The 20,228-nt window shown below is 71.2% G+C and carries 20 protein-coding genes; 10 read left to right on the top strand and 10 right to left on the bottom strand.

What is annotated here, in order from left to right:
* Positions 1-183: 183 nt before the first annotated feature.
* Both K7C98_RS44915 and K7C98_RS20760 read left to right on the top strand, forming a co-directional pair.
* Positions 184-1,182 carry a sensor histidine kinase gene (locus K7C98_RS44915; protein WP_224193440.1) on the top strand — a complete coding sequence of 333 codons (999 nt, stop codon included), beginning with the start codon at positions 184-186 and terminating at the stop codon, positions 1,180-1,182.
* A 235-nt stretch (positions 1,183-1,417) separates the two neighbouring features.
* A complete protein-coding gene (locus K7C98_RS20760; RefSeq protein ID WP_224193441.1) occupies positions 1,418-3,013 on the top strand; it encodes a hypothetical protein in 1,596 nt (531 codons plus the stop codon).
* 114 nt (positions 3,014-3,127) lie between these two features.
* Here the strand turns inward: K7C98_RS20760 and K7C98_RS20765 are convergent, their stop codons facing one another.
* Positions 3,128-3,790, bottom strand: a complete 663-nt coding sequence (locus K7C98_RS20765) for an alpha/beta fold hydrolase (protein WP_224193442.1) — start codon at positions 3,788-3,790, stop codon at positions 3,128-3,130.
* Here K7C98_RS20765 and K7C98_RS20770 point away from each other — a divergent pair.
* The 4 genes from K7C98_RS20770 to K7C98_RS20785 all read left to right on the top strand — a co-directional run bounded on the left by K7C98_RS20770 (position 3,770) and on the right by K7C98_RS20785 (position 5,508).
* Positions 3,770-4,153, top strand: coding sequence for a hypothetical protein (locus K7C98_RS20770; protein ID WP_224193443.1), 384 nt, complete (start codon positions 3,770-3,772; stop codon positions 4,151-4,153). The two genes, K7C98_RS20765 and K7C98_RS20770, sit on opposite strands and share 21 nt — an antisense overlap.
* Positions 4,132-4,500 (top strand): hypothetical protein, encoded by a 369-nt coding sequence (locus K7C98_RS20775; RefSeq protein ID WP_224193444.1) that lies wholly within the window; start codon positions 4,132-4,134, stop codon positions 4,498-4,500. Before K7C98_RS20770 ends, K7C98_RS20775 begins: the two co-directional genes overlap by 22 nt.
* 22 nt (positions 4,501-4,522) lie before the next feature.
* The gene (locus K7C98_RS20780; RefSeq protein ID WP_224193445.1) at positions 4,523-4,834 is read left to right on the top strand and encodes an alpha/beta fold hydrolase; all 312 of its coding nucleotides are present in this window, start codon (positions 4,523-4,525) and stop codon (positions 4,832-4,834) included.
* Positions 4,835-5,106: 272 nt separating this feature from the next.
* Positions 5,107-5,508 carry a hypothetical protein gene (locus K7C98_RS20785; protein ID WP_224193446.1) on the top strand — a complete coding sequence of 134 codons (402 nt, stop codon included), beginning with the start codon at positions 5,107-5,109 and terminating at the stop codon, positions 5,506-5,508.
* Here the strand turns inward: K7C98_RS20785 and K7C98_RS20790 are convergent.
* Together K7C98_RS20790 and K7C98_RS20795 are read right to left on the bottom strand one after the other, a co-directional pair.
* Positions 5,495-8,386, bottom strand: a complete 2,892-nt coding sequence (locus K7C98_RS20790) for a serine/threonine-protein kinase (protein WP_224193447.1) — start codon at positions 8,384-8,386, stop codon at positions 5,495-5,497. The two genes, K7C98_RS20785 and K7C98_RS20790, sit on opposite strands and share 14 nt — an antisense overlap.
* 328 nt (positions 8,387-8,714) lie before the next feature.
* Positions 8,715-9,611 carry a hypothetical protein gene (locus K7C98_RS20795; RefSeq protein WP_224193448.1) on the bottom strand — a complete coding sequence of 299 codons (897 nt, stop codon included), beginning with the start codon at positions 9,609-9,611 and terminating at the stop codon, positions 8,715-8,717.
* A gap of 90 nt (positions 9,612-9,701) precedes the next feature.
* Between K7C98_RS20795 and K7C98_RS44920 the strand changes: the two genes are divergently transcribed.
* On the top strand, positions 9,702-11,342 hold the full coding sequence (locus K7C98_RS44920; protein ID WP_224193449.1) for a dihydroxyacetone kinase subunit DhaK: 1,641 nt from the start codon (positions 9,702-9,704) through the stop codon (positions 11,340-11,342).
* 185 nt (positions 11,343-11,527) lie between these two features.
* Here K7C98_RS44920 and K7C98_RS20805 read toward each other — a convergent pair whose 3' ends face one another.
* Complete coding sequence (locus K7C98_RS20805) at positions 11,528-12,058, bottom strand: alpha/beta hydrolase family esterase (protein ID WP_224193450.1); 531 nt, start codon at positions 12,056-12,058, stop codon at positions 11,528-11,530.
* 337 nt (positions 12,059-12,395) lie between these two features.
* Here K7C98_RS20805 and K7C98_RS20810 point away from each other — a divergent pair, with 337 nt between their 5' ends.
* The 3 genes from K7C98_RS20810 to K7C98_RS20820 all read left to right on the top strand — a co-directional run bounded on the left by K7C98_RS20810 (position 12,396) and on the right by K7C98_RS20820 (position 14,655).
* A complete protein-coding gene (locus K7C98_RS20810; protein WP_224193451.1) occupies positions 12,396-13,424 on the top strand; it encodes a transposase in 1,029 nt (342 codons plus the stop codon).
* A complete protein-coding gene (locus tag K7C98_RS20815; protein ID WP_224193452.1) occupies positions 13,421-13,777 on the top strand; it encodes a transposase in 357 nt (118 codons plus the stop codon). Before K7C98_RS20810 ends, K7C98_RS20815 begins: the two co-directional genes overlap by 4 nt.
* A gap of 209 nt (positions 13,778-13,986) precedes the next feature.
* A complete protein-coding gene (locus tag K7C98_RS20820) occupies positions 13,987-14,655 on the top strand; it encodes an RNA polymerase sigma factor (protein WP_224193453.1) in 669 nt (222 codons plus the stop codon).
* On the opposite strand, the gene K7C98_RS45520 is transcribed toward K7C98_RS20820, so the two are convergent.
* From K7C98_RS45520 to K7C98_RS20845, 6 genes are all read right to left on the bottom strand, one after another.
* Positions 14,610-15,155, bottom strand: coding sequence for a tetratricopeptide repeat protein (locus K7C98_RS45520; RefSeq protein ID WP_431312838.1), 546 nt, complete (start codon positions 15,153-15,155; stop codon positions 14,610-14,612). The two genes, K7C98_RS20820 and K7C98_RS45520, sit on opposite strands and share 46 nt — an antisense overlap.
* A gap of 60 nt (positions 15,156-15,215) precedes the next feature.
* A complete protein-coding gene (locus K7C98_RS44925) occupies positions 15,216-17,666 on the bottom strand; it encodes a S8 family serine peptidase (protein ID WP_224193454.1) in 2,451 nt (816 codons plus the stop codon).
* Between the two features lie 494 nt (positions 17,667-18,160).
* Positions 18,161-18,382: a hypothetical protein gene (locus K7C98_RS20830; RefSeq protein WP_224193455.1), complete on the bottom strand. Its 222-nt coding sequence runs from the start codon at positions 18,380-18,382 to the stop codon at positions 18,161-18,163.
* Between the two features lie 332 nt (positions 18,383-18,714).
* Positions 18,715-19,071 (bottom strand): hypothetical protein, encoded by a 357-nt coding sequence (locus tag K7C98_RS20835; protein WP_224193456.1) that lies wholly within the window; start codon positions 19,069-19,071, stop codon positions 18,715-18,717.
* Between the two features lie 169 nt (positions 19,072-19,240).
* Positions 19,241-19,663, bottom strand: a complete 423-nt coding sequence (locus K7C98_RS20840) for a transposase (protein ID WP_224193457.1) — start codon at positions 19,661-19,663, stop codon at positions 19,241-19,243.
* Positions 19,660-19,971 carry a transposase gene (locus K7C98_RS20845; protein WP_224193458.1) on the bottom strand — a complete coding sequence of 104 codons (312 nt, stop codon included), beginning with the start codon at positions 19,969-19,971 and terminating at the stop codon, positions 19,660-19,662. The genes K7C98_RS20840 and K7C98_RS20845 overlap by 4 nt, the downstream gene beginning before the upstream one ends.
* Positions 19,972-20,228 lie beyond the last annotated feature (257 nt).

The following is a 20,228-nucleotide window of genomic DNA, read 5'->3' on the forward strand; positions in this document are numbered from 1 at the left end:
GAGGATCACAAGCGCGCAACAGGGAACGCGCCGAATATCTCGATGAGCCGCTGCGACGGCGCGGACGATGCGCCGACCACGAGCGTTTACAGCTGCGCCCGGGGTCGGCCGTGGACGCCGCGAGACAGCATCCCGGGAATACTCAATCGTCAATGTCAGGGGTCGAGCTCACGGCCGGGTGCGGTGGGTTACACTGGCGTGGTGTGCGTCGGCGCGAGACCTCTCGAGGGCGTCCCCTCGGTGTATCACCAGACCACGCGCGGTCAGTGGCTCGTGTTCGTCGGCGTGGTGCTGGCGGTGATCTACAGCCCGACGAACGCGACGGTGCAGGAGCTCCAGGCCCGCGGGCTCGCGGTCGAGGGCTGGCAGATGTTCGCCGTCGCTCTGGCCGGGGCCGCGGTGTACGTCGCCTCGGCCTGGCCGCTGTGGTGGGTGCTCGACGCCCTGCCGCTCACGCCCGGGCGGCGCGCGCGACACAAGCTGCTCCGCGTGCTGCTGGGCGTCGGCTACCTCGCGCTCGACGCGGCCGTGACCGCGGCGTTCCTCGCCCTGGCGGTTGTGTTGTTGGGCGTGGACTCGGGGGTGATCGCGGCGCAGATGCAGCCGGGCGAGGTCGTCGTGCGCGGGGCGGGCGGCTTCGCCGTGCTGGTGCTCGCCCACGCGGTGCTGCAGCGGGCCCACGAGCGGGTCGAGCGCGAGGTGCTGGCGCGCTCGCTGGCGCGGGCCAACCTGCGCGCGCTGTCGCTCGAGCTGCGCCCGCACTTCCTGTTCAACGCGCTCGACGGGATCGCCGCGCTGGTCCGCGACGATCCGCGGCGCGCCGAGAGGATGCTGGTCGGGCTCGGCGACCTGCTGCGGCTGACGCAGCAGGCCGGCGCGGAGGGGCAGGTGCCGCTGCGCCGCGAGCTCGAGCAGGTCGACCTCGACCTCGAGCTGCAGGCGATGCGCTTCGGGCCGCGGCTGACGGTGGTCCGCGACGTCGATCCCGCGGTCCTCGGCGCGCGGGTGCCGGGCATGCTGCTGCAGCCGCTCGTCGAGAACGCGCTGGCCCAGGGGATCGGGCCGCGTCCCGGACCGGGGCGGCTGAGCCTCGGCGCCCGCCGGGAGGGCGAGACGCTGGTGGTCGAGACCGTCCTCGTCGAAGCCGGCGCACGCGCTCATCCATCGCCGACCAGGACGTGACCCGGCGTGCGCTGCACCCGAGCGGCGCGGAACCAAGCAGGTCGCGATGCGGCTCTGGACGCGGACGCCGCGCACTGGTCGCGCGATTCCACTCGACCGCTTCAAGGAGTCGCCTCGAGCCAGGAGGTATGTCGGCGGCGGCACCGTAAGAAGGTCCCGGCACCATCTCGGCGTCGACCGGACTCACGGCGACGGAGGAGTGGGTATGACCGCCCCAATGCGTACGATCATGCGAATGGCCGGGATCGCCGCCGTGTCCGTCGCCGCCGGCGCGATGCTGTGGTACGGCGCCGGCCCGGCGCAGCAGACCCGACCGGCGGTCGAAGGTTTGCGGCGGCCGTTCCTCCGCGGCGACGCGGCCGCGGGCCAGGAGGTGTTCCGCTTCGAGACCTTCGGGAACGAGGGGTTCTGGACCGACGCCGTCCGCCTGCCGCAGGGGATCATGGACGAGCAAATATCCCCGCTCGGGCTGCTCGAGCTCGGCATGCACATCGACATCGAGCACATCGACAAGAAACTGCGCAAGAAACTCGAACACCAGTTCCAGACCGACCTGTCGAAGCAGCAGGCGCCGCTGCTGCACGACTCCGACGTGACGATCGCGCTGATCGAGGCCAACGCGGTCGTCGGATTCGCGGCCAAGGACATCGACGGGGACGGCAGGGTCGACCTGCGCAACGGCGACAAGATGGGCATCAGCTGCGCGATCTGTCATACCGTCGCCGACGGGTCCGTCTATCAGATGCCGGGCAACCGCGGCGCGGTCGGCAAGCGACTCGACGGCCTCGGCACCTGGTCGATCGACGTCGGCGGGATCATCGCCGCGGGCCTCAACTCGCGGGCCTACTACCCCAATTTGCAGCTCGAGCTCGGCGGAATGACGATCGGCCGCGCCCCGAAGGGGATCCGCCGCGAGAGCAGCGAGGCGGAGGTCGACGCATACCTGCGTAACAAGGATTATTACCCGCGCGGCACGTTCGACGAGACCAACGACGGGGTCGGCAATTCGGTGCAGAACACGCCGCTGTTCCGCCAGGATCTCGCCGACCCCTTCGGTTCGGCCGGCGAGTTCGAGCGCCTCCAGGACATCAGCAGCGCCTCGTTCTCGCAGAACCTCGACCCGACCGCGCTGGTCACCGCGCCGGGGCGGCAGTTCTTGACGTTGCGGGCCGGCCCGCTCGGCGAGGAACTGGCCGCCAACTACGAGGCGATCTTGAAGGAGACCGGCGTCACGGGGTACCCGTTCGTCCACGTGACCGAGCACGGTCTGCCGCCCGGGCACGCGACCAGCCCGACCGGGCGGCGCGTCGACGCGAAGAAGCTGGCCGACATGAACGCGTATTTGGCCGACCTGCCGATCCCCGCCGGGGCCAAGGTCGATCCGGCCGCGGCTGCCCGGGGCAAGCAGGTGTTTCTCGCCGAGAACTGCACCGATTGCCACAACGTCGACCCACTGGAGCCGCTGCCGTACATGCTGGTCGATCTGCGCGCGCTGTGGCCGGGCTACCTGCCGAAGGAGCTCCTCGTGCGCAAGCCGCCGCTGGTCCCGATCGCCGATTCGCCGGGCACCTACGACGACAAGCTGGTGATCGTCGACGCCAGCGACCGCTCCTCGCTCCGCGGGATCCCGCCGGTGTTCCTGGTCGACCTCGCCCGCAAACCGTTCTTTCTTCACGACGCCTCGGTGCCGACCCTCGACTCCCTGTTCGACCCGGGGCGGGGCGAGCAGGAGCCGCATCCGTTCTACGTCGAGGACGCCGAGGAACGCGCCGACCTGATCACCTTCCTGAAGTCGCTCGGCGGTCCCGGCGTCCAGCCGCCCGGCACGTGAGAACGCCGCACGTGCTGCGCGTCGAGCACGAGAGCGGCTTGAACGAGACCGAGTGGCGTGCGGCCGCCGAGAGGGTCGCCGCCCGGGCCGGGATGGCGTTGCCCCTCTGCCTATTCACCCGGAGCTGTCGTTTCCGTGGATCGCAACGCCGGGGTGCGCCGGGGCCGAGAAGGCCAGGATCAGCTGGGCCAGCACCATCGGCTGCTCGACGTTCGGAGCGTGGCCCGCGTCCGGGATGAGTTGGGTCTGTGACCTCGTGACCCCGGCGTATGCTCGCAAGGCCTCGCGGGCGGCGTAGATCTGGTCCTGCTCGCCGAACACGGCGAGCAGCGGCACGCCGGTCTGCTCCAGACGCTCGTTCAACGGCTTCTCATCCGTGTAGCGCACTTGTTCGGCGACCGAGTGGTCGTACGAGGTGAACGTCATGCGCTGGAAGTCGTCGATGAAGGTGTCAGGTATGTCGAACCCGGGAGCGAATGCCTGGCTCAAGCCTTCGCGGATGGCGAATTCGGGCGCGGTTCGCCAGAGCGCCTGGCCGATGACGGGCGAAGTGCTGAGCTTCGCCGGGAAGTCGAGGCCACCGTAGCTGTTGTCGGGCGCCTGGTCGACGATCACAGCGCGCTCGACGAGGTGAGGGCTCTGCTCGGCGAGCGCGGTGGTGACGGTGCCACCGAGCGAGTGCCCGACGACGGTCGCGCCCTGGACGTCGAGCTGATGAAGGGTCGCGGCGACGAGCAGGCCGCCGAGGGAGAGGTGATGCGCCGGTGCGCGCTGCACGGACTCGACGCCCGCATCGTCCGCCCGGGGATCGTCGTCGGCCCGCACACGACCAAACGCAGCGGCGGCAGCGACACCGGCATGTATGGGTTCATCCGCGAGGTCCACCGCATGCGTGAGGCCCTGCGCGCGGTGGGTCGCCCGCTGCGGCTGCGCGGCGAAGCCACCACGCCGCTCAATTTCGTCCCGGTCGACTGGATCGCCGACGAGCTGTGGCAGCTCAACACCGAAGATTTCCCCGGCGGCCCGGTCCACCACCTGACGATCCCTCGCGGGCCGAGCGTGGGCGAGGCGCTCGCCAGCCTGGCCGAGCTGCTCGACCTGCCCGGCTCGAAGTCCGCATGTTCGAGGACGCCGAGATGACGCCGCTCGAGCAGCTCGTCAACCGACGCACCGTGTTCTACTCGAGCTACCTGCGCGCCCCGAAGACCTTCACGCCGGCCCGGCCCGCGACCGGGGACATCGGCGCCGCGACCTGCCGCGAGTACGTCCGCATGTCCCTGCGGGAGCTGGAGGGCGAGGCGTGCGACGCGGTCTACACCCGCGACACACTGCGGTCGTCCGACGACTTCCCGCTGGTCGTGTTCCGCAGCGGCGCCGCCAGCCCGCGTCCGCCGATGGTGCTGCGCCGCCGCCGCCGAACACGACGCGGTGGTAGAAGCGGGCGGCGTCGAGGCTCGCGGCGATCTTGGGCATCAGCCCGCGCGTGACCAGGTCTCGCACGTGCTCGGGGTGATCGACCCTTCGCTCGTCCACCTGGCGAGCATGCCGTTCCGCAGCCCGGTCGCGCTGCACCGCCATGCGATCCTGCTGCGCGAGTTCTTCGCCGAGAGCGCGAGCTGCCCGCCGCCCTCGATCACCGCGCCGACTCTGGTCGTGACCGGCGCCGCAGACGAGGTCGCTCACCCGGCCGCAGCCGCGGCGATCGGCGCCGCGATCCCCCACGCGTCGAGCATCGTGTTGCCGGACGGCGACCACTACAGCATGTACTTCAATCCAACGATCGCGCAGTCGATCCACGATTTCATCGCAGCAGCCTCCTGAACCGGGCCTGTCCTCTGGGTCACGTCGAGGAATTCGCCTGCCATCCACCGAGTGTCGGCAGCCCCCGCCGCGGGGGCGCAGGTCCGCGGCCGGCGGGCGTCGTCGGGGGCGACGTGGCGGCATCCATGAGCCCCCGGTCCGCACGCGGCGTCGGGCACGTTTCACCTACATGGCAGCGTCATGCGCAGGTCGCCGCTCGGGGGCGGGACGATTGACGCGCCGCGGGGGTGTCGGCCTAATGGTTCGCTGGGTTCGGAAGCGGAGGTTTGGACATGCGCAAGTTGATCGTGATCGGTGTGTTCGCGGCGTGCGGGTTCGGGGTCGTCGGGACCGCGGTGGCCAATTACTTCTACCCGGGCAAGGTGATCATCGGCACCGGCATCGGCGGGGGCGGCGGGACCACGACCGGCAGTACGCTCGGGCAGGACGGGAGCAAGATGGGCGGCGAGAAGCCCTGTACGGTCGACCCGATCGCGTGCGAGTGCTTCACCGGCATGCCGGTGTGGGAGGCGTGCCTCAAGAGCGGCGCCGATCTCCAGTGCCTGACGCCGAAGACCAAGTACGACGCGATCGAGCAGGAGGGGGACGTCATCGTCGGAGACAAGACGATGACGATCGGCGGGCTGGTGTGCGCCGGCAAGTCCGACGGGACCGCGTACGTCAACCTGCCCTAGCGGACAGCCAGGCGTCGACCTCGGCGGCGGCCGGCTGGAACGCCGCGCCGACGCCGAGGAAGCCGGTCTTCGCCTGCGAGGCGAGGTCGCGGCTGCGCGCGGCGTTGGCCGGGTCGAGCCGGACCAGCGCGCGGGCCAGCGCGAACTGGGCCTCGGCGATGTCGTACGGGGCGACGAATGCGTTCTGCGGCAGCAGCGGGAGCGCCTGCTCGAGCGCCTCGGCGGCGGCGGCGTGGCGACCGGCGGCGAGGTGGACGCGGCCGAGGCCGGCGAGCGGGACGCCGCGGGTCGGTTCGGCGGGGTCGCGCTCGAGCTCGGCGAGGGCGCGCTGGAAGGTGCGCTCGGCGTCGCCGAGCCGACCGGCGCGCAGCTGCGCGGTCGCCATGCCGGCGAGCGCCTGCGTGGTCCGCGGGTGACCTGTCCCGAAGGCCTGGTGGAAGATCGCCAGCGCGTCGGCGAACGACTGCTCCGACGCGGCGAATTCGCCGGCGAACAGGTGGGTGTTGCCGAGCTCGATCAGGCAGTCGCCGCGGCTCGGGTGGGCGGGCGGCAGGTGGGCGTCGTAGATCGCCAGCGCCTGCCGGAGCGCGGCCAGTGAATCGGGGTAGCGGGCCTCGAACTGGGCGATCATGCCGAGGTTGAAGTGGACCGTCGCCAGCGCGGGGTGGCTGTCGCCGTAGGCGCCGCGGACGATCGCCAGCGTGCGGGTGAACGTCGCCTCGGCGTCGTCGAGGTCGAACAGGCTCAGCTCGGCGGCGCCGATGTTGTTGAGCACGTCGCCGAGCACGGGGTGGCGGGCGCCGTAGGTCTGCTCGAAGATCGCCAGGACGCGGCGGTACTCGGCGATCGCGGCCGGGTAGTCGCCGCGCAGGAAACTGAGCGTGCCGCGGGAGATCAGGGCCTGGCCGTGGGCGATCGAGGTCTCGCCGTGGAGCTGGGCGCGCAGCTCCACGGCGCGGTCGATGTGCGGCGCGGCGCGATCGAGGTCGCCGCGGGTCAGCAGCAGGTCGCCGAGGCGGCCCTCGAGCAGCGCCTCGGCGGTGCCGCCGTCGGACAGGCGGCCGGTGGCGCCGCGCGCGAGCTCGGCGAGGTGCAGGCCCTCGTCGAAGCGGGCCTGCCGCACGCCGACGGTGCGGACGAGATCGATCGTCGCGGCGGCGCGGGTCTCGTCGTCGCCGGCGCGGTCGGCCGTCGCCACGGTGCGCAGCAGCGCCGCCTCGGCGGTGGGGTAGTCGCCGAGCTGGTCGTCGATCTTGCCGGCGAGGTGCAGCGTCGCGGCGAGCGTGGGCGCGTGCGCCAGCGCCTCGGCCTCGGCGCGCAGCGGCTCGAGCTCGGCGCGCGCGGCCTTGAACTGACCGACGTCGAACTTCGCCTGCACGCCGGCGAGGCGGGCCCGCAGGTCGTCGACGGCGCGCGCGACCGCGGGGTCGTCGGGCGCGGGGCTGCGGGCGAGCAGGGCGCGGGTGTCGGCGCAGCGCGCGAGCGTCGGCAGCTGGTCGGCGGCCTGCACGGCCTTCTCGAGCACCGCGGCGTCGGCGGTCGTCAGCACGCCGACGAGCGCGCGCAGGGCGGTCTTGCGGTCGTCGAGGCAGGCGACCCGCAGGTCGTACAGCGAGTCGGACTGCTCGCCGCGGCGGTGCGACTCGCAGGCGCCGCGGCGCATGTCGATCCACGCCCCGGCGTATTCGCCGAGCCGCTGGCCGACGCGGGTCGCGACCTCGTCGGCGTAGGCGGCACCGGTCGCGGTCTGGGCCTCGCGGACGGCGCTGGCGACGGAGGGATCCCAGACGCCGGCGAGCTGCTCGTCGGCGCCGACGCAGGTCGCGGCGGCGCGGGCCGGGATCGCGTAGGCCGCGTAGCCGCCGGCGCTGGCGAACAACATGACGCCGGCGGCGGCCGCGGCGACGCCGAGGCGGCGCCGGCGGGCGCGGTCGGGATCGGCCGACAGCACCTGCAGGAGCGCGTCCATCGTCGGGAAGCGCTGCGCCGGATCGATGCTGAGGCCGCGGACCAGCGCGGCGTGGACCCAGCCCGGGACCTCGGTGTCGCGCGGCGGGTCGAGGCGCCTGTCCTCGAGGACAGCCTTCGAGATCTCCGCCGTCGTCGCGCCCTTGAACGGGCGGTAGCCGTACAGGCCCTCGAACAGCGCGACGCAGAAGCTGAACTGGTCGCTGAGCGCGTCGGCCGGCTCGAGCAACAGCTGCTCGGGGGCCATGTACGCGGGGGTGCCGATGTACGTGCCGACCTGCGTCAGGTCGACGCCGCTGGCGCTCGGCGGCGGGGCGCCCTGGGGGATCAGGGCGTGCTCGTCGTGGCGGGCGAGGCCGAAGTCGACGACGCGCACGCGGCCGTCGTCGCCGACGAGCACGTTGTCGGGCTTGAAGTCGCGGTGGACGAGGCCGGCGCCGTGGGCCGCGGCGAGGCCGTGGCCGGCTTGCAGGTACACGCCGAGGATCGCTCGCCACGGCCGGTCCTCGAGCTGCAACCAGCCCTTGAGGTTGCCGCCGCTGATGAACTCCATGGCGATGAACACGGCGTCGCCGAACGGCCCGACGTCGTAGACCTGGGCGACGTTCGGGTGCGACAGCTTGGCCATCGCCTGCGCCTCGCGTAGAAGCCGAGCCTGGCCGACGCTCTGCTGCTGGCCGCGGAATTCGCCGCGCAGCAGCTTGAGCGCGACCCTTCGCTCGAGCTGCTCGTCGTACGCGGAGTACACGACGCCCATGCCGCCCTCGCCGAGCTTGCGCAGCACGACGAACCGGCCGATCTTCGCCGGACCGGGGTCGTCCGGCTCGGCCCGCCTGCCGCGCTCGGGCACCTGCGCGAGCGCGTCGACGCGGGTGACGAGCTGGCTCGAGTGCGTGGAGTCGTCGGGCATCGGCGCCTGTTCCAGGTTCACGGATGCCGGCGAAGCGTGCAAGCTGCGGGGCGGGCGATCCCGAACGCCGGCGCTCACGCGTGCAACGGCGATGCCATCACCCGGTCGATGCGGCGCTCCGTGCGACCCCGCCGCCGTCCCGAGGCGGCCCGCCCCCGGCTGCCCGAGCCTCGGGGCGTGGCGGTCCGACATGAACGGACATGTCCCTGGGGACATCGGCCTGCGACCGCCCTCGGCGGTCCGCGACGCCATCCCGTCGCACTGCGGTCCGGCTGTCGCGGTTCATGTCTCTTCGGTCATGTCTGAAACGACATCCGCCGAGCCGGGGTCACCCGGCGAGCGCGCGCTCGTAGGCCTGGCGATCGAAGACGAATGGCCCGAGGTCGTAGACCCAGTCGCGGTGGAATTGCTCGAAGTCCGACCAGACCACGAGATCGTCGAAGAGGGTGATGCGGACCAGCAAGAACCAGCACTCGAGGATCCCGCAGGTGCACTGGAGGACGGTGGTCTTCGCGTGGACCGGGTCGTCGGCAGCGACGGCGAAGCCGTGGCGGACGTCGTCGGAGGGCCCGAAGAGGTGGCGGCTCGGGAGGGCCAACTCGCGGCGCGTGAGGTGGAGGTAGTCGCCGGCGAGGTGGTCGACGGTGAGGTCGAGCTCGGGGTCGTCACGGCGCCGCTCGGCGATCTCACGGGCGGCGTGCGGGCGCTCGACGTCGCGGACCAGATCGATCAGGTCGCGGTCGTTGATGAGGATCGCGCACGGCTGAAACCCGCCGCCGCCGGGCCAGGAGACGTACGCCGGATCGTCGGCGAGGCGGAGGCGATCGCGGGGCTCGCGGGCGCGGGCGAGCGCGAGCAGCTGTTCGCGTGAATGATGCATATGTCCTCGGGGCCAGGTTCTCGGGCCGCGGGCAGCGGCCCGCGGGACGAGGATGAACTGCCGGCCGGGCCGCGTGGGCTGCCAGCCGGCGCGCAGACCCTCGCGCACGAGCTCGGCGACCTCGCGCGGGGTGACGGCGGCGGAGGCGAGACCGACCTGGTTGCCCGGGTGGGGGCGATGGAGGCGGACGAGCATGGCGGGGCCGTCGACGCCGCGCGCAGCGACGGCGAGCAGCAGAGGCGTCCGGCCGCTCCGCTGATCGGGCGTCGGCCGCCGGCGGAGCTGCCAGACATACTCCTCACCGTCGACGACGATCCGCCTCGCTCCGCGCTTCGAGACGCTCATGAACCTGCTCGCGCCGCAGGATAACCGAGGACGAGAGCGGCGACGCCGGCGGGGGCTGATCACGGCCGGCGTTCGTGCGACCATCGCCGCGTGAAGCACTTCATCAACGAGCGGGCGGACATCGTCCGCGAGGCGATCGAGATTGCGGTGACGCTCGGCGAGGGCAAGCTCGCCCGCCTCGACGGCTTCCCCGCGATCAAGGTCGTGGTTCGCGCCGACTGGGACCGCGGCCGGGTCGCCGTGATCTCGGGCGGCGGGGCGGGACACGAGCCGGCGCATGTGGGCTTCGTCGGCGACGGGATGTTGACCGCCGCGGTCAGCGGCGAGATCTTCGCCTCGCCGAGCGTCGACGCGGTCCTCGCGGCGATCCTCGCCGTCACCGGCGCGGCCGGCTGCCTGCTCGTCGTCAAGAATTACACCGGCGACCGCCTCAACTTCGGGCTCGCTGCCGAGAAGGCGCGCGCGCTCGGCCTCGAGGTCGAGATGGTCGTCGTCGGCGACGACATCGCGATCCCGGAGGCACCGCGGCCGCGCGGCGTCGCCGGCACTCTGTTCGTGCACAAGGTCGCCGGCCACCTCGCCCGCGAAGGGGCGCCGCTCGCGGAGGTGAAGCGCGCCGCGGAGCGCGTCGCCGGAGCGGTGTGCTCGCTCGGTCTGTCGTTCTCGTCGTGCACGATCCCCGGCCAGCCGGCGGAGCTGCGGCTCGGCCCGGACGAGGTCGAGCTCGGCCTCGGGATCCACGGCGAGCCCGGCGCGGAGACGATCCGCTACGCGCCGGTGCGCGAGCTCGCCGAGGTCCTCGTGTCGCGCCTCCACGCGCGGCTCGGCGACGCAGGCTCGCCCGTCGCGCTGATGATCAACGACCTCGGCGGGGTGCCGCCGATCGAGATCGCGGTCGCCACGGGATCGCTGCTGGCGTCGATGCGGCGCGAGGTCGGTCTGGTGTTCGGCCCGGCGCGGCTGATGACGTCGCTCGACATGAAGGGCCTGTCGGTGTCCGCGCTCGCGCTCGACCCGGAGCTCGAGCGCGCGCTGCTGTCCCCGGTCGGCCCGGCCGCGTGGGTGCCCGGACGTCGCGTCGCCCGCGTCGCGCCGGTCCCGTTGCCCGCGGGCCTGCGGCCGGAGACACCCTCGCCGTCGGTCCACGTGGCGCGCCGACGCGTGCTCGAGGTGGTGTGCGCGGCGGTGATCGCCCGCGAGGCCGAGCTCAACGCGCTCGATGCGAAGGTCGGCGACGGCGACACCGGCACGACGTTCGCGACGGCGGCGCGGGCCGTGCTCGCCGAGCTCGATCGCCTCCCGTTCGCCGACGCGGGCGCGCTGTGTGCCGCGATCGCGGGGCAGCTGTCGAGCGTGATGGGCGGATCGAGCGGGATCTTGCTGTCGATCGGGGTGTCGGCGATGGGCGTCGCAGCGAGAGCGTCGCAGGCCTGGCCGGCGGCGCTGCGCGCGGGGGTGCGGCGGATCCAGCAGGTCGGCGGCGCCGGGGCGGGCGATCGCACGCTGCTCGACGCGCTGCTCCCGGCGATCGCGGCGCTCGAAGCCGAGGAGGGGCTCGCAGGGGCCGCCGCGGCGGCGCAGCGGGGCGCGGAGGCGACGCGGACGATGACGCGGACGCACGCCGGTCGCGCGAGCTACGTGCCCGAGAGCGCGTTGCGCGGGGTCCCCGATCCGGGGGCCGTCGCCATCGCGGCGATCTTCGCCGCGCTGGCGGCGGCGTCGCCCGCGTGACGCGCGACGCACCTGTCCTGTCAGTCATGGCCTGAAGGCCATGTGTCGAGATTGACGGAGATGTCGACGATCGGTCGCCAGCAGGACCCGAGGTCGAGCACGCGCCCTGGGCCGGGACATCGCGCGGGGCATTGTCGACACCGCGGCGATCGGCCGTCCGCGGCCCGCTCGTCCTCGGCGGGGCGTCACAGCGCGGCGAAGAATTCCCAGATCGCGGGACCGGCCCAGGCGGGCCAGCCGTGGCCGCCGAGGTCGGGCTCGTCGTGCTGGCACCAATGGACGGGGAGGGCGTCGGCGCAATCGTCATAGGCGACGCAGGGGGCCGGCTCGACGGGGGCGGTGGTGTCGCCGCATGAATTGGTGGACAGCCAGTGATCGCGCGCGCCCTCGCCCTGGGAGAAGGGCACGGTGGTGTCGCCGGTGCCGTGGGCGACCCAGGCGGCGACCTGGCCGGTGCAGGGGAAGAACGGGCCGCCGCCGGCGACCGGGGCGATCGCGCGGACGATGCCGCCGCGGGCGCAGCCGAGGGTGTTGGACATGTAACCGCCGAAGCTGTGGCCGGTGCTGAAGACGCGCGCGCCGTCGATGCAGAGCCGGCTCGAGACGTCGGCGAGGATGGCGTCGAACAGGGCGACGTCTTCGTTGGCGGGATCGAGGTCCCAGCCGGTCTGGCCGCCCATGTCGGCCAGCGGGAGGGCGTCGGGGTAGACGAACACGGCCTGGCCGGCGCTGGCCTCCTCGACCTTGAAGTCCGACTGACCCCCCGCAGAACACCCCCGATCCCCGGCCCCTTCGTTTCCTGGCCCAGATCGGTGTTCTGCAGGGGGGCGGCGTGCCCGCCCGAGCCCGCTGATGGTCTGGCAACCGGACCTTTTGGCAACGGGTTGGCAACGCTTCTTGACGACTTCGCCCAGACCACACCGCGGCGAGCACGCGGGGTCGCTAGCAGCCCGTGGTGGAAGTCGCGGTAACCACGCCGCGAGGAATCTCGCGAACAGCAAAGCGGCGCGCGGTATCGCGCGCCGCTCGGAAACCTGATAGAGTGGCTCTGCCATGGCAATGGGGCACGACAACGGGGAGCAGCCGACGCTGTTCATCACCTATGACAAGCTGCAGGGGCTCGGGCACCCGTTCTACGAGGCGCTCGACAATCTGCTCCGGAAGCACGGCTTCGACCGCTTCGCGGAGAAGCAGTGCGAGCAGTTCTATGCCGAGGTGATGGGGCGACCGGGCCTCGCGCCGGGGGTGTACTTCCGGTGCTTGCTGATCGGTTACTTCGAGGGGATCGGCAGCGAGCGGGGCATCGCCGGGCGGATTGCCGACTCGCTGAGCCTGCGGCGTTTTTTGGGGCTCGGCCTGGAGAAGCAGCCGCCGGACCACTCGACGATCTCGCGGACGCGACGCCGGCTGAGCACCGACGGGCACGAGCGAGTCTTTACGCGGGTGCTCGAGCTGGTGGCGGAGCACGGCCTGCTGCGCGGCAAGACGCTGGGGATCGACGCGACGACGCTCGAGGCGAACGCGGCGCTGCGCTCGATTGTTCGCCGCGACGACGGGCGCGCGTACAAGGAGTACTTGACCGACCTGGCAGAGGCCGAGAGGATCGAGGAACCGACGCGCGAGGACGTGGCGCGGCTCGACCGCAAGCGGCCGAAGAAGGGCTCGAACGACGAGTGGGTGCACCCGCACGATCCCGAGGCGCAGATCATGAAGATGAAGAACGGCAGCACTCACCTCGCGCACAAGCACGAGCAGGCGGTCGACCTCGAGACCGGGGCGATCGTCGGCGTGACGGTGCACGGCGGCGCTGCGGGCGACACGAAAACCCTCGAAAAGACGCTGGAGGTCGCCGACGCCAATCTCGCGGAGGTGCGCCAGGAGGGCTCAGAGAAGGCCAGGGAGCAGATCGCCGAGCGCGTCGAGGAGGTCGTCGCCGACAAGGGCTACCACAGCAACGACGTGATGACCTCCCTCGAGGAGGTCGACGTGCGCGGCTATATTCCGGAGCCCGCGCGAGGTCGGCGGCGGTGGAGGGCAAGCAGGCCGAGCGCGACGCGGTCCGCCGGAGCCGCCGCCGCATGAAACGGAGCAAGGGCAAGGAGCTGCAGAAGAAGCGCAGCGAGCTGGTCGAACGGCCCTTCGCACACATGCTCGACTCCGGCGGCATGCGCAGAGTCCACGTCCGCGGTCACGACAATATCCGCAAGCGGCTGGTCATCCACGCCGCCGGATTCAACTTGAGTCTGATCATGCGAAAGGTCCACGGAGTCGGGAAACCGAGGGCCCTCCAGGGCCTTCGGGCCGCGCTTTCTGCCGTACTCGTGGCTGTCCTCACGCTTCTCCGGTGGCTCGGAGCGCTCTTTGGACGCGACTCGCGTCAGTCTCCGCCGATGCTCGACTTTCAGAACACACCCGCTCATGCGAACCCCACATGAGCGATTTCGTCCCGGCGATTTCTACCTCGGGCTCCTAGCGATCGACCTGGCGCGCGCCCTGGCAGCGGTCGGGCGGAGCGACGAGGCGCGCCCGCTGGCGGCGCGTGCAGCCGCGTTCTACCGCGGCGGCGGCCCGGCGCTGGCCTGGCGGGTCGCTGCGCTCGAGGCGCGGCAGCGCCCGTCACCGGGGCTGAGGTATACTCGCGCGGATGTCCGAGCCGAGTGACTGGGAGCTCGCGGCGGCCTGGCGGGACCGGCAGCCGGGCGCCGGCGATGCGCTGATCTCCAGGCACTACCGCGAGATGTCGCGGTTCTTCTGCAACAAGGTCGCCAGCGGCGACGACGCGGCCGACCTCGTCCATCAGACCTTCCTCGGCGCGCTCGAGTCGCTGCCGCAATTCCGCGGCGAGACCAGCTTCCGGCGCTACCTCTACGCGGTCGCCCGCAACGTGCTCCACGGCTACATCCGCAAGCGATACAAACGCGAGCGGGAGCACCTCGACTTCTCCGCGGTGTGCGTCGACGACCTGGCCCCGGCCTCGCCGAGCTCGATCATCATGAGTCGACGCCAGGCGCAGGCCCTCGTCGACGCCCTGCGCCAGCTCCCGCTCCACGACCAGGTGGTGCTCGAGCTGCGGTACTTCAGCGGCCTGACGAGCCGTGAGTCGGCGCTGCTGCTCGCCGTCGCCGAGCCGACGCTGCGCAGCCAGCTCGCGCGCGGCAAGGAGCGCCTGCGCGCCGCCGTCGCCGCCCGCCTCGCCGCATCGCCGATCGCTACTCCTGTCTCCGTCTCGCTCGCGGACCTCGAGGCGTGGGCCGCCGAAATCCGCGCTCAGCAGGGCTGGAAACCCGCCGGACCGCTCGCCGACGGCACCTGAACCCCCCTCAGGGCTATCGATACACGCGGCGCCCGAACCCGATGCGCTCGCTGTGCCGCTGCCCTGGCTTCGGCGTGGAGGCCGAGCTTCGACAGCGCCCAGCTCAGGTTGACGTGGATGCGCGGGCGCTCGGGCTGCAACTTGGCGGCGGCCTTGAAGAGCTCGACCGCGGTCCGCGGGTCGGAGTGCAGGAGCGCGACTGCACGCTCGTACGGCTCGTTCGCCGGCCGTTCGCCGCCGACGCGTTTGGAGATCGGCGACGCGGCCTTCGATGACGGCCTCTGCCGCCTTCCGTGAGTCACGCGAGGCAGCGCGACCAACGGCGCGTAGAACAGGAGGCGTCCGCGAGGAGCGGCCACCATGGGGCGGCGTGAGACCGTCAACGCGGGGCCCGGCCGCGGATGGGGGCGCCAGGGGGTCCCCGCGGCCCGCGAGGTCTCCGCGGATGCTGGCAGAGGCCGAGGCGGGACCCTACCGCAGTCGGTCGCCGTGACTCCCATGACAACACCTCACTGAGCTTCGATAAGGGAAGCGATAGGGGAGCGTCGTGGGGCTCGGACTCAAGCCGACTGCCTTCGGCGCCGGAGGCCCAGCATCACGATGCTCCACCAGGCGGCGGAGGCCGGGGTCGTCGTGCAGCCGCATCCACCGTCGTCGGCAGCGTCGTTGCCGCCAGCGGTGGCGCTGGCGCCGGCGGTGTCGCTGACGCCGGCGCCTGTGCTCGTCATCGCCCCGCCGGTGCCAGCGCTCCCCGTCGGCTCGTCCCCGTCCGTGTTGCTCCCGCCCGTCGTGACATCACCGGTCTCGGAGCTGCCGCCGCTGCTGCTGCTCTCGGAACCTCCGCCCATGAAGCACGAGGCCGGGACCTCGCCGGTGACGGCGGCGCCGCCGACGCGCCAGCCCTCGCGCCCGAATTCCACGCGCACCGCGTACGTCGGGTCGTCCGGCGTGAGGACGATCGGGCGCTCGTGCGTCGCCGCGAATTCCGTGTCCCAGGCCCCGTCGTAGTCGTCGTCCCAGCGGAAGGTCGACGACGGCCAGTCGACGTCGAGCACGCGCACCACGGCGGTACACGTCCCATCGCCCTCCTGCAATTCGACCTCGAGGCCGCGTGTGACGAAATCAGGCCGCGCCGGGGCGTCCGCGTCGTAAAGCGCCTGGTACGCCCGGAGCTTGCCATAGCCCCAGCCGTCGTCCGGGAAGTCGACGACGTCGACGAACTCGTCGACGCCGGCGCTCGCGCGCAGACGGTCGCGGATCTGCGCGCTCGTCAGCCCCGGTTCGGCTTCGAGCAGCTGCGCGACCGCGGCCACGACGACCGGCGCGGCCCCACTGGTCCCGCCCGGCATGGTGTAGTACACCGAGGAGTCAGGCTGGTCGGGCGAAGGCTCGGGCCCATAGGCGTCCCGCGGCGCGGCGATGTCGATCGTCCGACCGCCGTCGATGCGCGGCCCCCGACTCGACCAGGGGCCGAGCTCCCCGGCCGGCACCGTCCACGGCTCCTGGAACTCGTAGCCGGCAACGCTGATGCAGCTGTCCGCGGTCGCAGGGACGCAGATCGTGGTCGTCGGGTCTGGCGCCGGCTGCAGGAAGCGCGTGAACGTGTCCCAGAACGTCATCGGATCGCGGAGGTACGCATGCACGGTGACGGGCTCCGCCGAGCCGTGCGTGCACTCCAGGGTCCACGCTCCGACGCCGGGGTGCTGCGCGATCTTCGACGTCATCCTCATGAACAGGACAGAGGTGCCGCCGAGGCTGTCGAATCGATCGACCGCGACGTCGTTCGTTCCGAACGCCTGGACCGTGTTCGGGACGAGCACGTGCTCCTGCTCCTGGGGGTTGCGCAACACACATTGGAGCTCGGCGACGGGGTCGCGCCAGTGCAACGTGATCCGGAACCACGTGAGCGGACCGTTCGGGACAAGGAATTGGAACTCGGCCGGCTTCGCCGATGTCTGCGTGTGCCTCTCGGACGCGGCGAGATTGCCCGCGGTGCACACGTGGACAACCCCTGCCTCGCTCGACTCGTCGATCGCCGCTTCGACCAGCGTCGATCCGTCGAGCTCGTGGCCGCTGTAGGTGTTGTACTCGCTGAGCACGACGTCGACGGCCTCTTCCTCGATGCCCCACGCGTAGGCCTCGACGTAGTCCGCCCAGCCGGACCACCCGAGGCGGGACCCCATGACGATGTCGACGTCGCCGGCCAGCCCCCGGTGCGAGCGGAACAGGCGGTCCTGCCCGCCGGCGAGGATCCCCACCGTCGCCGTGCCGTGCCAGGCGGTGTAATAGGAGAATGCGGGGATCTCGATGAGATCGACGCCGCGGCGCCACACCTGGTCGCCCTGGCGAAAAGCGGAGATCTTCGAGGTCGACAGGAGGAGGACGCGCTCGTGAACGTCGATCGATCCGTCGCCGTTCGCGTCGTCAGGCAGGTACATCGGCTCGCCGTAGCCCGGAGTCGACTCGTCGAACCCGACGCCGCGGTCGCGGAGACCGTTGCCGTCGAGGTCCAAATAGAGGTAGTCGACCACCGGGTCGAAGAACCCGTCCGCGGAGGCTCCCGTGGTCGTGTTGGCGTGGTCGAGCAACGCGATCACCTCGTGTGCCTCGATCGCTAGGTCGGCGTTCAGGTCGATCCCGTCGACGCCCGGGGTGAGAATGCCGTCGCCGTCGACATCGATCCACGGGTGGGCCCCGCCGTCAGCGCGGAAGAAGTGAGGGTGGAACAGATCGATCGTCTCGTCCAAGCTCATCACCTTGACCCCGCGGCCGGTGGGCCCGTCGAGCGGCGTCGGGCCGTGCGCCTCGACGGCCCACGTCCCCGCCTCGGTGCCGGTGGCCTGCGTGGGCGCGCCGACGTCCGGCGCGCCCACCTGGACCTCCCACCCCATCGCCGCGAGCATGGCGAGCGCGCGCGCCGGAGCGTCGACGGGGTAGATTGTCCCGACGTGGCGCGCTCGACCGTCACGATCGCGGCGAAAGCGGATGCCCGCGGCCTCGAGGCCCGGCACGGCCCACGACGGATCTCGCAGCCGAATCAGGGCAGCGATGACCTCGTCAGGCGCGCGACGGACGGCGCAGTCAAGGGTCGGACACTCCATCGCAAAGGCCGGAGCCGCCGACGCGACATCGGTTGCACTCGACCCTGAGAGCATGATGAGATTCTGCAGAACCAACAAGAACATGGCTGTACCTACTATCTATGCGGCGACCGGCCGCAGCGAGCGCTCAGGGCGCCCGGAAGGACAATTGGAACGGGCGAGGATGGCCCCGGTGGTGGGGGTCATGGCATCGGTCGCGGTCGACGTCACCGACCCGGTCGCGGTCTCGGTGGCGGTGGGCCGTCGCTCGTCGAATTCTCGTCGGTCACGGCTTCCTTGAGTTCGCACGCGACGAGGCACAGCATCCCGCCGAGCAGCGCGGCGGTCCCAAGACAGCGCGTCGCAGGCGAGGGGGGGAGGGGCGAGGAGAATGAGAGGTTAAGCATGGTCGGCTTGAGGAGCGGTCATGGGTGCGGCAACGCGATCGCTCGTCCGACGAGCGCCCTGGCTGCGGACTGACGAGTGTCGACCTCCCGGCGCTTGATCGGCGCGCGCGAACATTTTTTTTGCGGCGCGCGGCGCGCGGCGTTGTCCACGCACACACGGGCGACACCTTCGCCGACCAGGGCCGCATCGTGCCCGGCGCCGCGCTCGGCGAGCACCGCGGCGGCGCAGCCCAAGGACATGCTCACCCGATCCTCGCGCGGCGCGGCACTGAGCGTGTTGCTGGCGCGGCCTCACGCAAGCCCCACGACCCTCCCCGGCGAGCAGTTCGATGCTCGGCATGTCCTCCGCTTCGCAGTTGGCGTTCCGCTCCAATGGAGCGCTTGCGAGCATGTCCTTGTTCGAGGTCATCGTGTGGAGCCCCACCGGCGAGAAGCTGGCGACCCTCGAAGGAGACATCGACGAGTTGCGCACCTGGTCGCGGGGTCAGGAGCGCGAAGCGCCGCGCTCATGCCGGTGCAGGTCGAGGTTGAGGCGGCGGACCGGCGGCGGGCCGCCCTGTCCACGCCGCCGGTCATCCAGACGTCGCCAACGCTGACCCGGTCGAGGCTCCCGAGCATGCCCCCGTCAACGCGGCCCCGGACGCCCAGTCGATCAGGGCGTCCGAGCTCATGGTCTCGCCGTTCTCCTGGGTCAACGTGAACATGCCACCGTCCCTGACCCTCGCGCCCCGGTAGACCACGTCGGGTGCGTAGAGCTCGATGACCTGTCGATCGTAGTCGATCCGAACTGTGTGGTTCGCCATGAGCGACGGCCCCACGATCGCTTCGAAGTGACACGCCAATCCATGGATGGCGGAGCCGACGCGCGGCACAACAATCTCGAGCGCAGGGTTGAATGTTTCGAAGCTCGTGGTGACCGGCGCGCTCACGTCGGCGATATTTGGCGCGAGCGCACCTTCTCCGGAGTGGCGGCGATCCAGCGATCCGACCCTGGACCACCATCAGCCCGCGGTCGAGCGTGAACGGAATGGCGTGCAGCGGACGGAGACCGGGCTCGTCTGTATTGGCTCAGCGTGAATGCAACCGAGGGAGGGCGGCTTACGGACTTGCGGGTGGGCAGGTCTCGCTGGGATGATGGTGGGTTTGATGTTGGCGAGCAAGTTCTCGGCGTTGACGGCGAAGCTCTCGAGCAGTCTCGAGTTTGCGGTCACGCTCGGCGAAGATCGCGTGCTCCCGGCCGGCGAGCTTGTCGCCGGGCGCGATGTAGCCGATGGCGCTGTGGAGACGACGGGCGTTGTAGTGCTCGACGAAGTCGGCGGTGACGCGGCGGGCCTCGTCGATCGTCGAGAGTGCTGCGGGTCGCAGGGCGGTGGATTTGAAGGTCTTGTGCCAGCGCTCGAGCTTGCCGTTTGACTGGGTCTTCGATGGGCCGCGATGCCAGCGATCGAGGCGGCCTGCCGCACTCAGGACCCGGTAGACGGTCGCGGGGCTGACCGCGACGATGTCCTGGTCGAGCATCATGTACGTGAGCCGGCGGTAGCCTTCCAGCGGGTGCTTGTCGAAGAAGTCGAGGATCGCCTGGGCTTCACCTCGAGGTGCTCGACCTTGCCGCCGAGCTCGCGCTTCACGGTCTCCGCCGGGGTCACGCGGGATTCGACGAACACCTGCGGCGCCCGCTCGAACAGCGCCCGCTGCCAGCCGTAGAACACGCTCGGCTGCAGCTTGTACTTCTCGCACAGGTCGGACACGGGCACCTTGTCGAGGTGGTGCTCGCGCAGGATCTTGGACTTCTGCTCGGGGGTGAAGTGTCGGCGTTCTTGCTTCTTCATGCGGGCCTCCTGGCCACGCCTCTACCAGATTTCAGGTTCGTTGCAGCTCAGCCGAGGCAGTACACGCCTGTGGGCACTGACGGCGCGGCGGTCCGCGGCTTGGCGTCGTCGACCGTCTTCTTGGCCATCTGGGTCCAGTCCTTCATGGCAGGGCCGCCGAATGTTTGTATCTTCTCTACCCCTGACCTTGCCAGGTTGGGCTTGAACCTCGGACTTCCGCGGCACCGGCCCAGTGCTCTCGGCACTGATCCCGGTTG

The sequence above is a fragment of the Nannocystis pusilla genome (assembly GCF_020073745.1).
Lineage (GTDB): Bacteria > Myxococcota_A > Polyangia > Nannocystales > Nannocystaceae > Nannocystis > Nannocystis radixulma.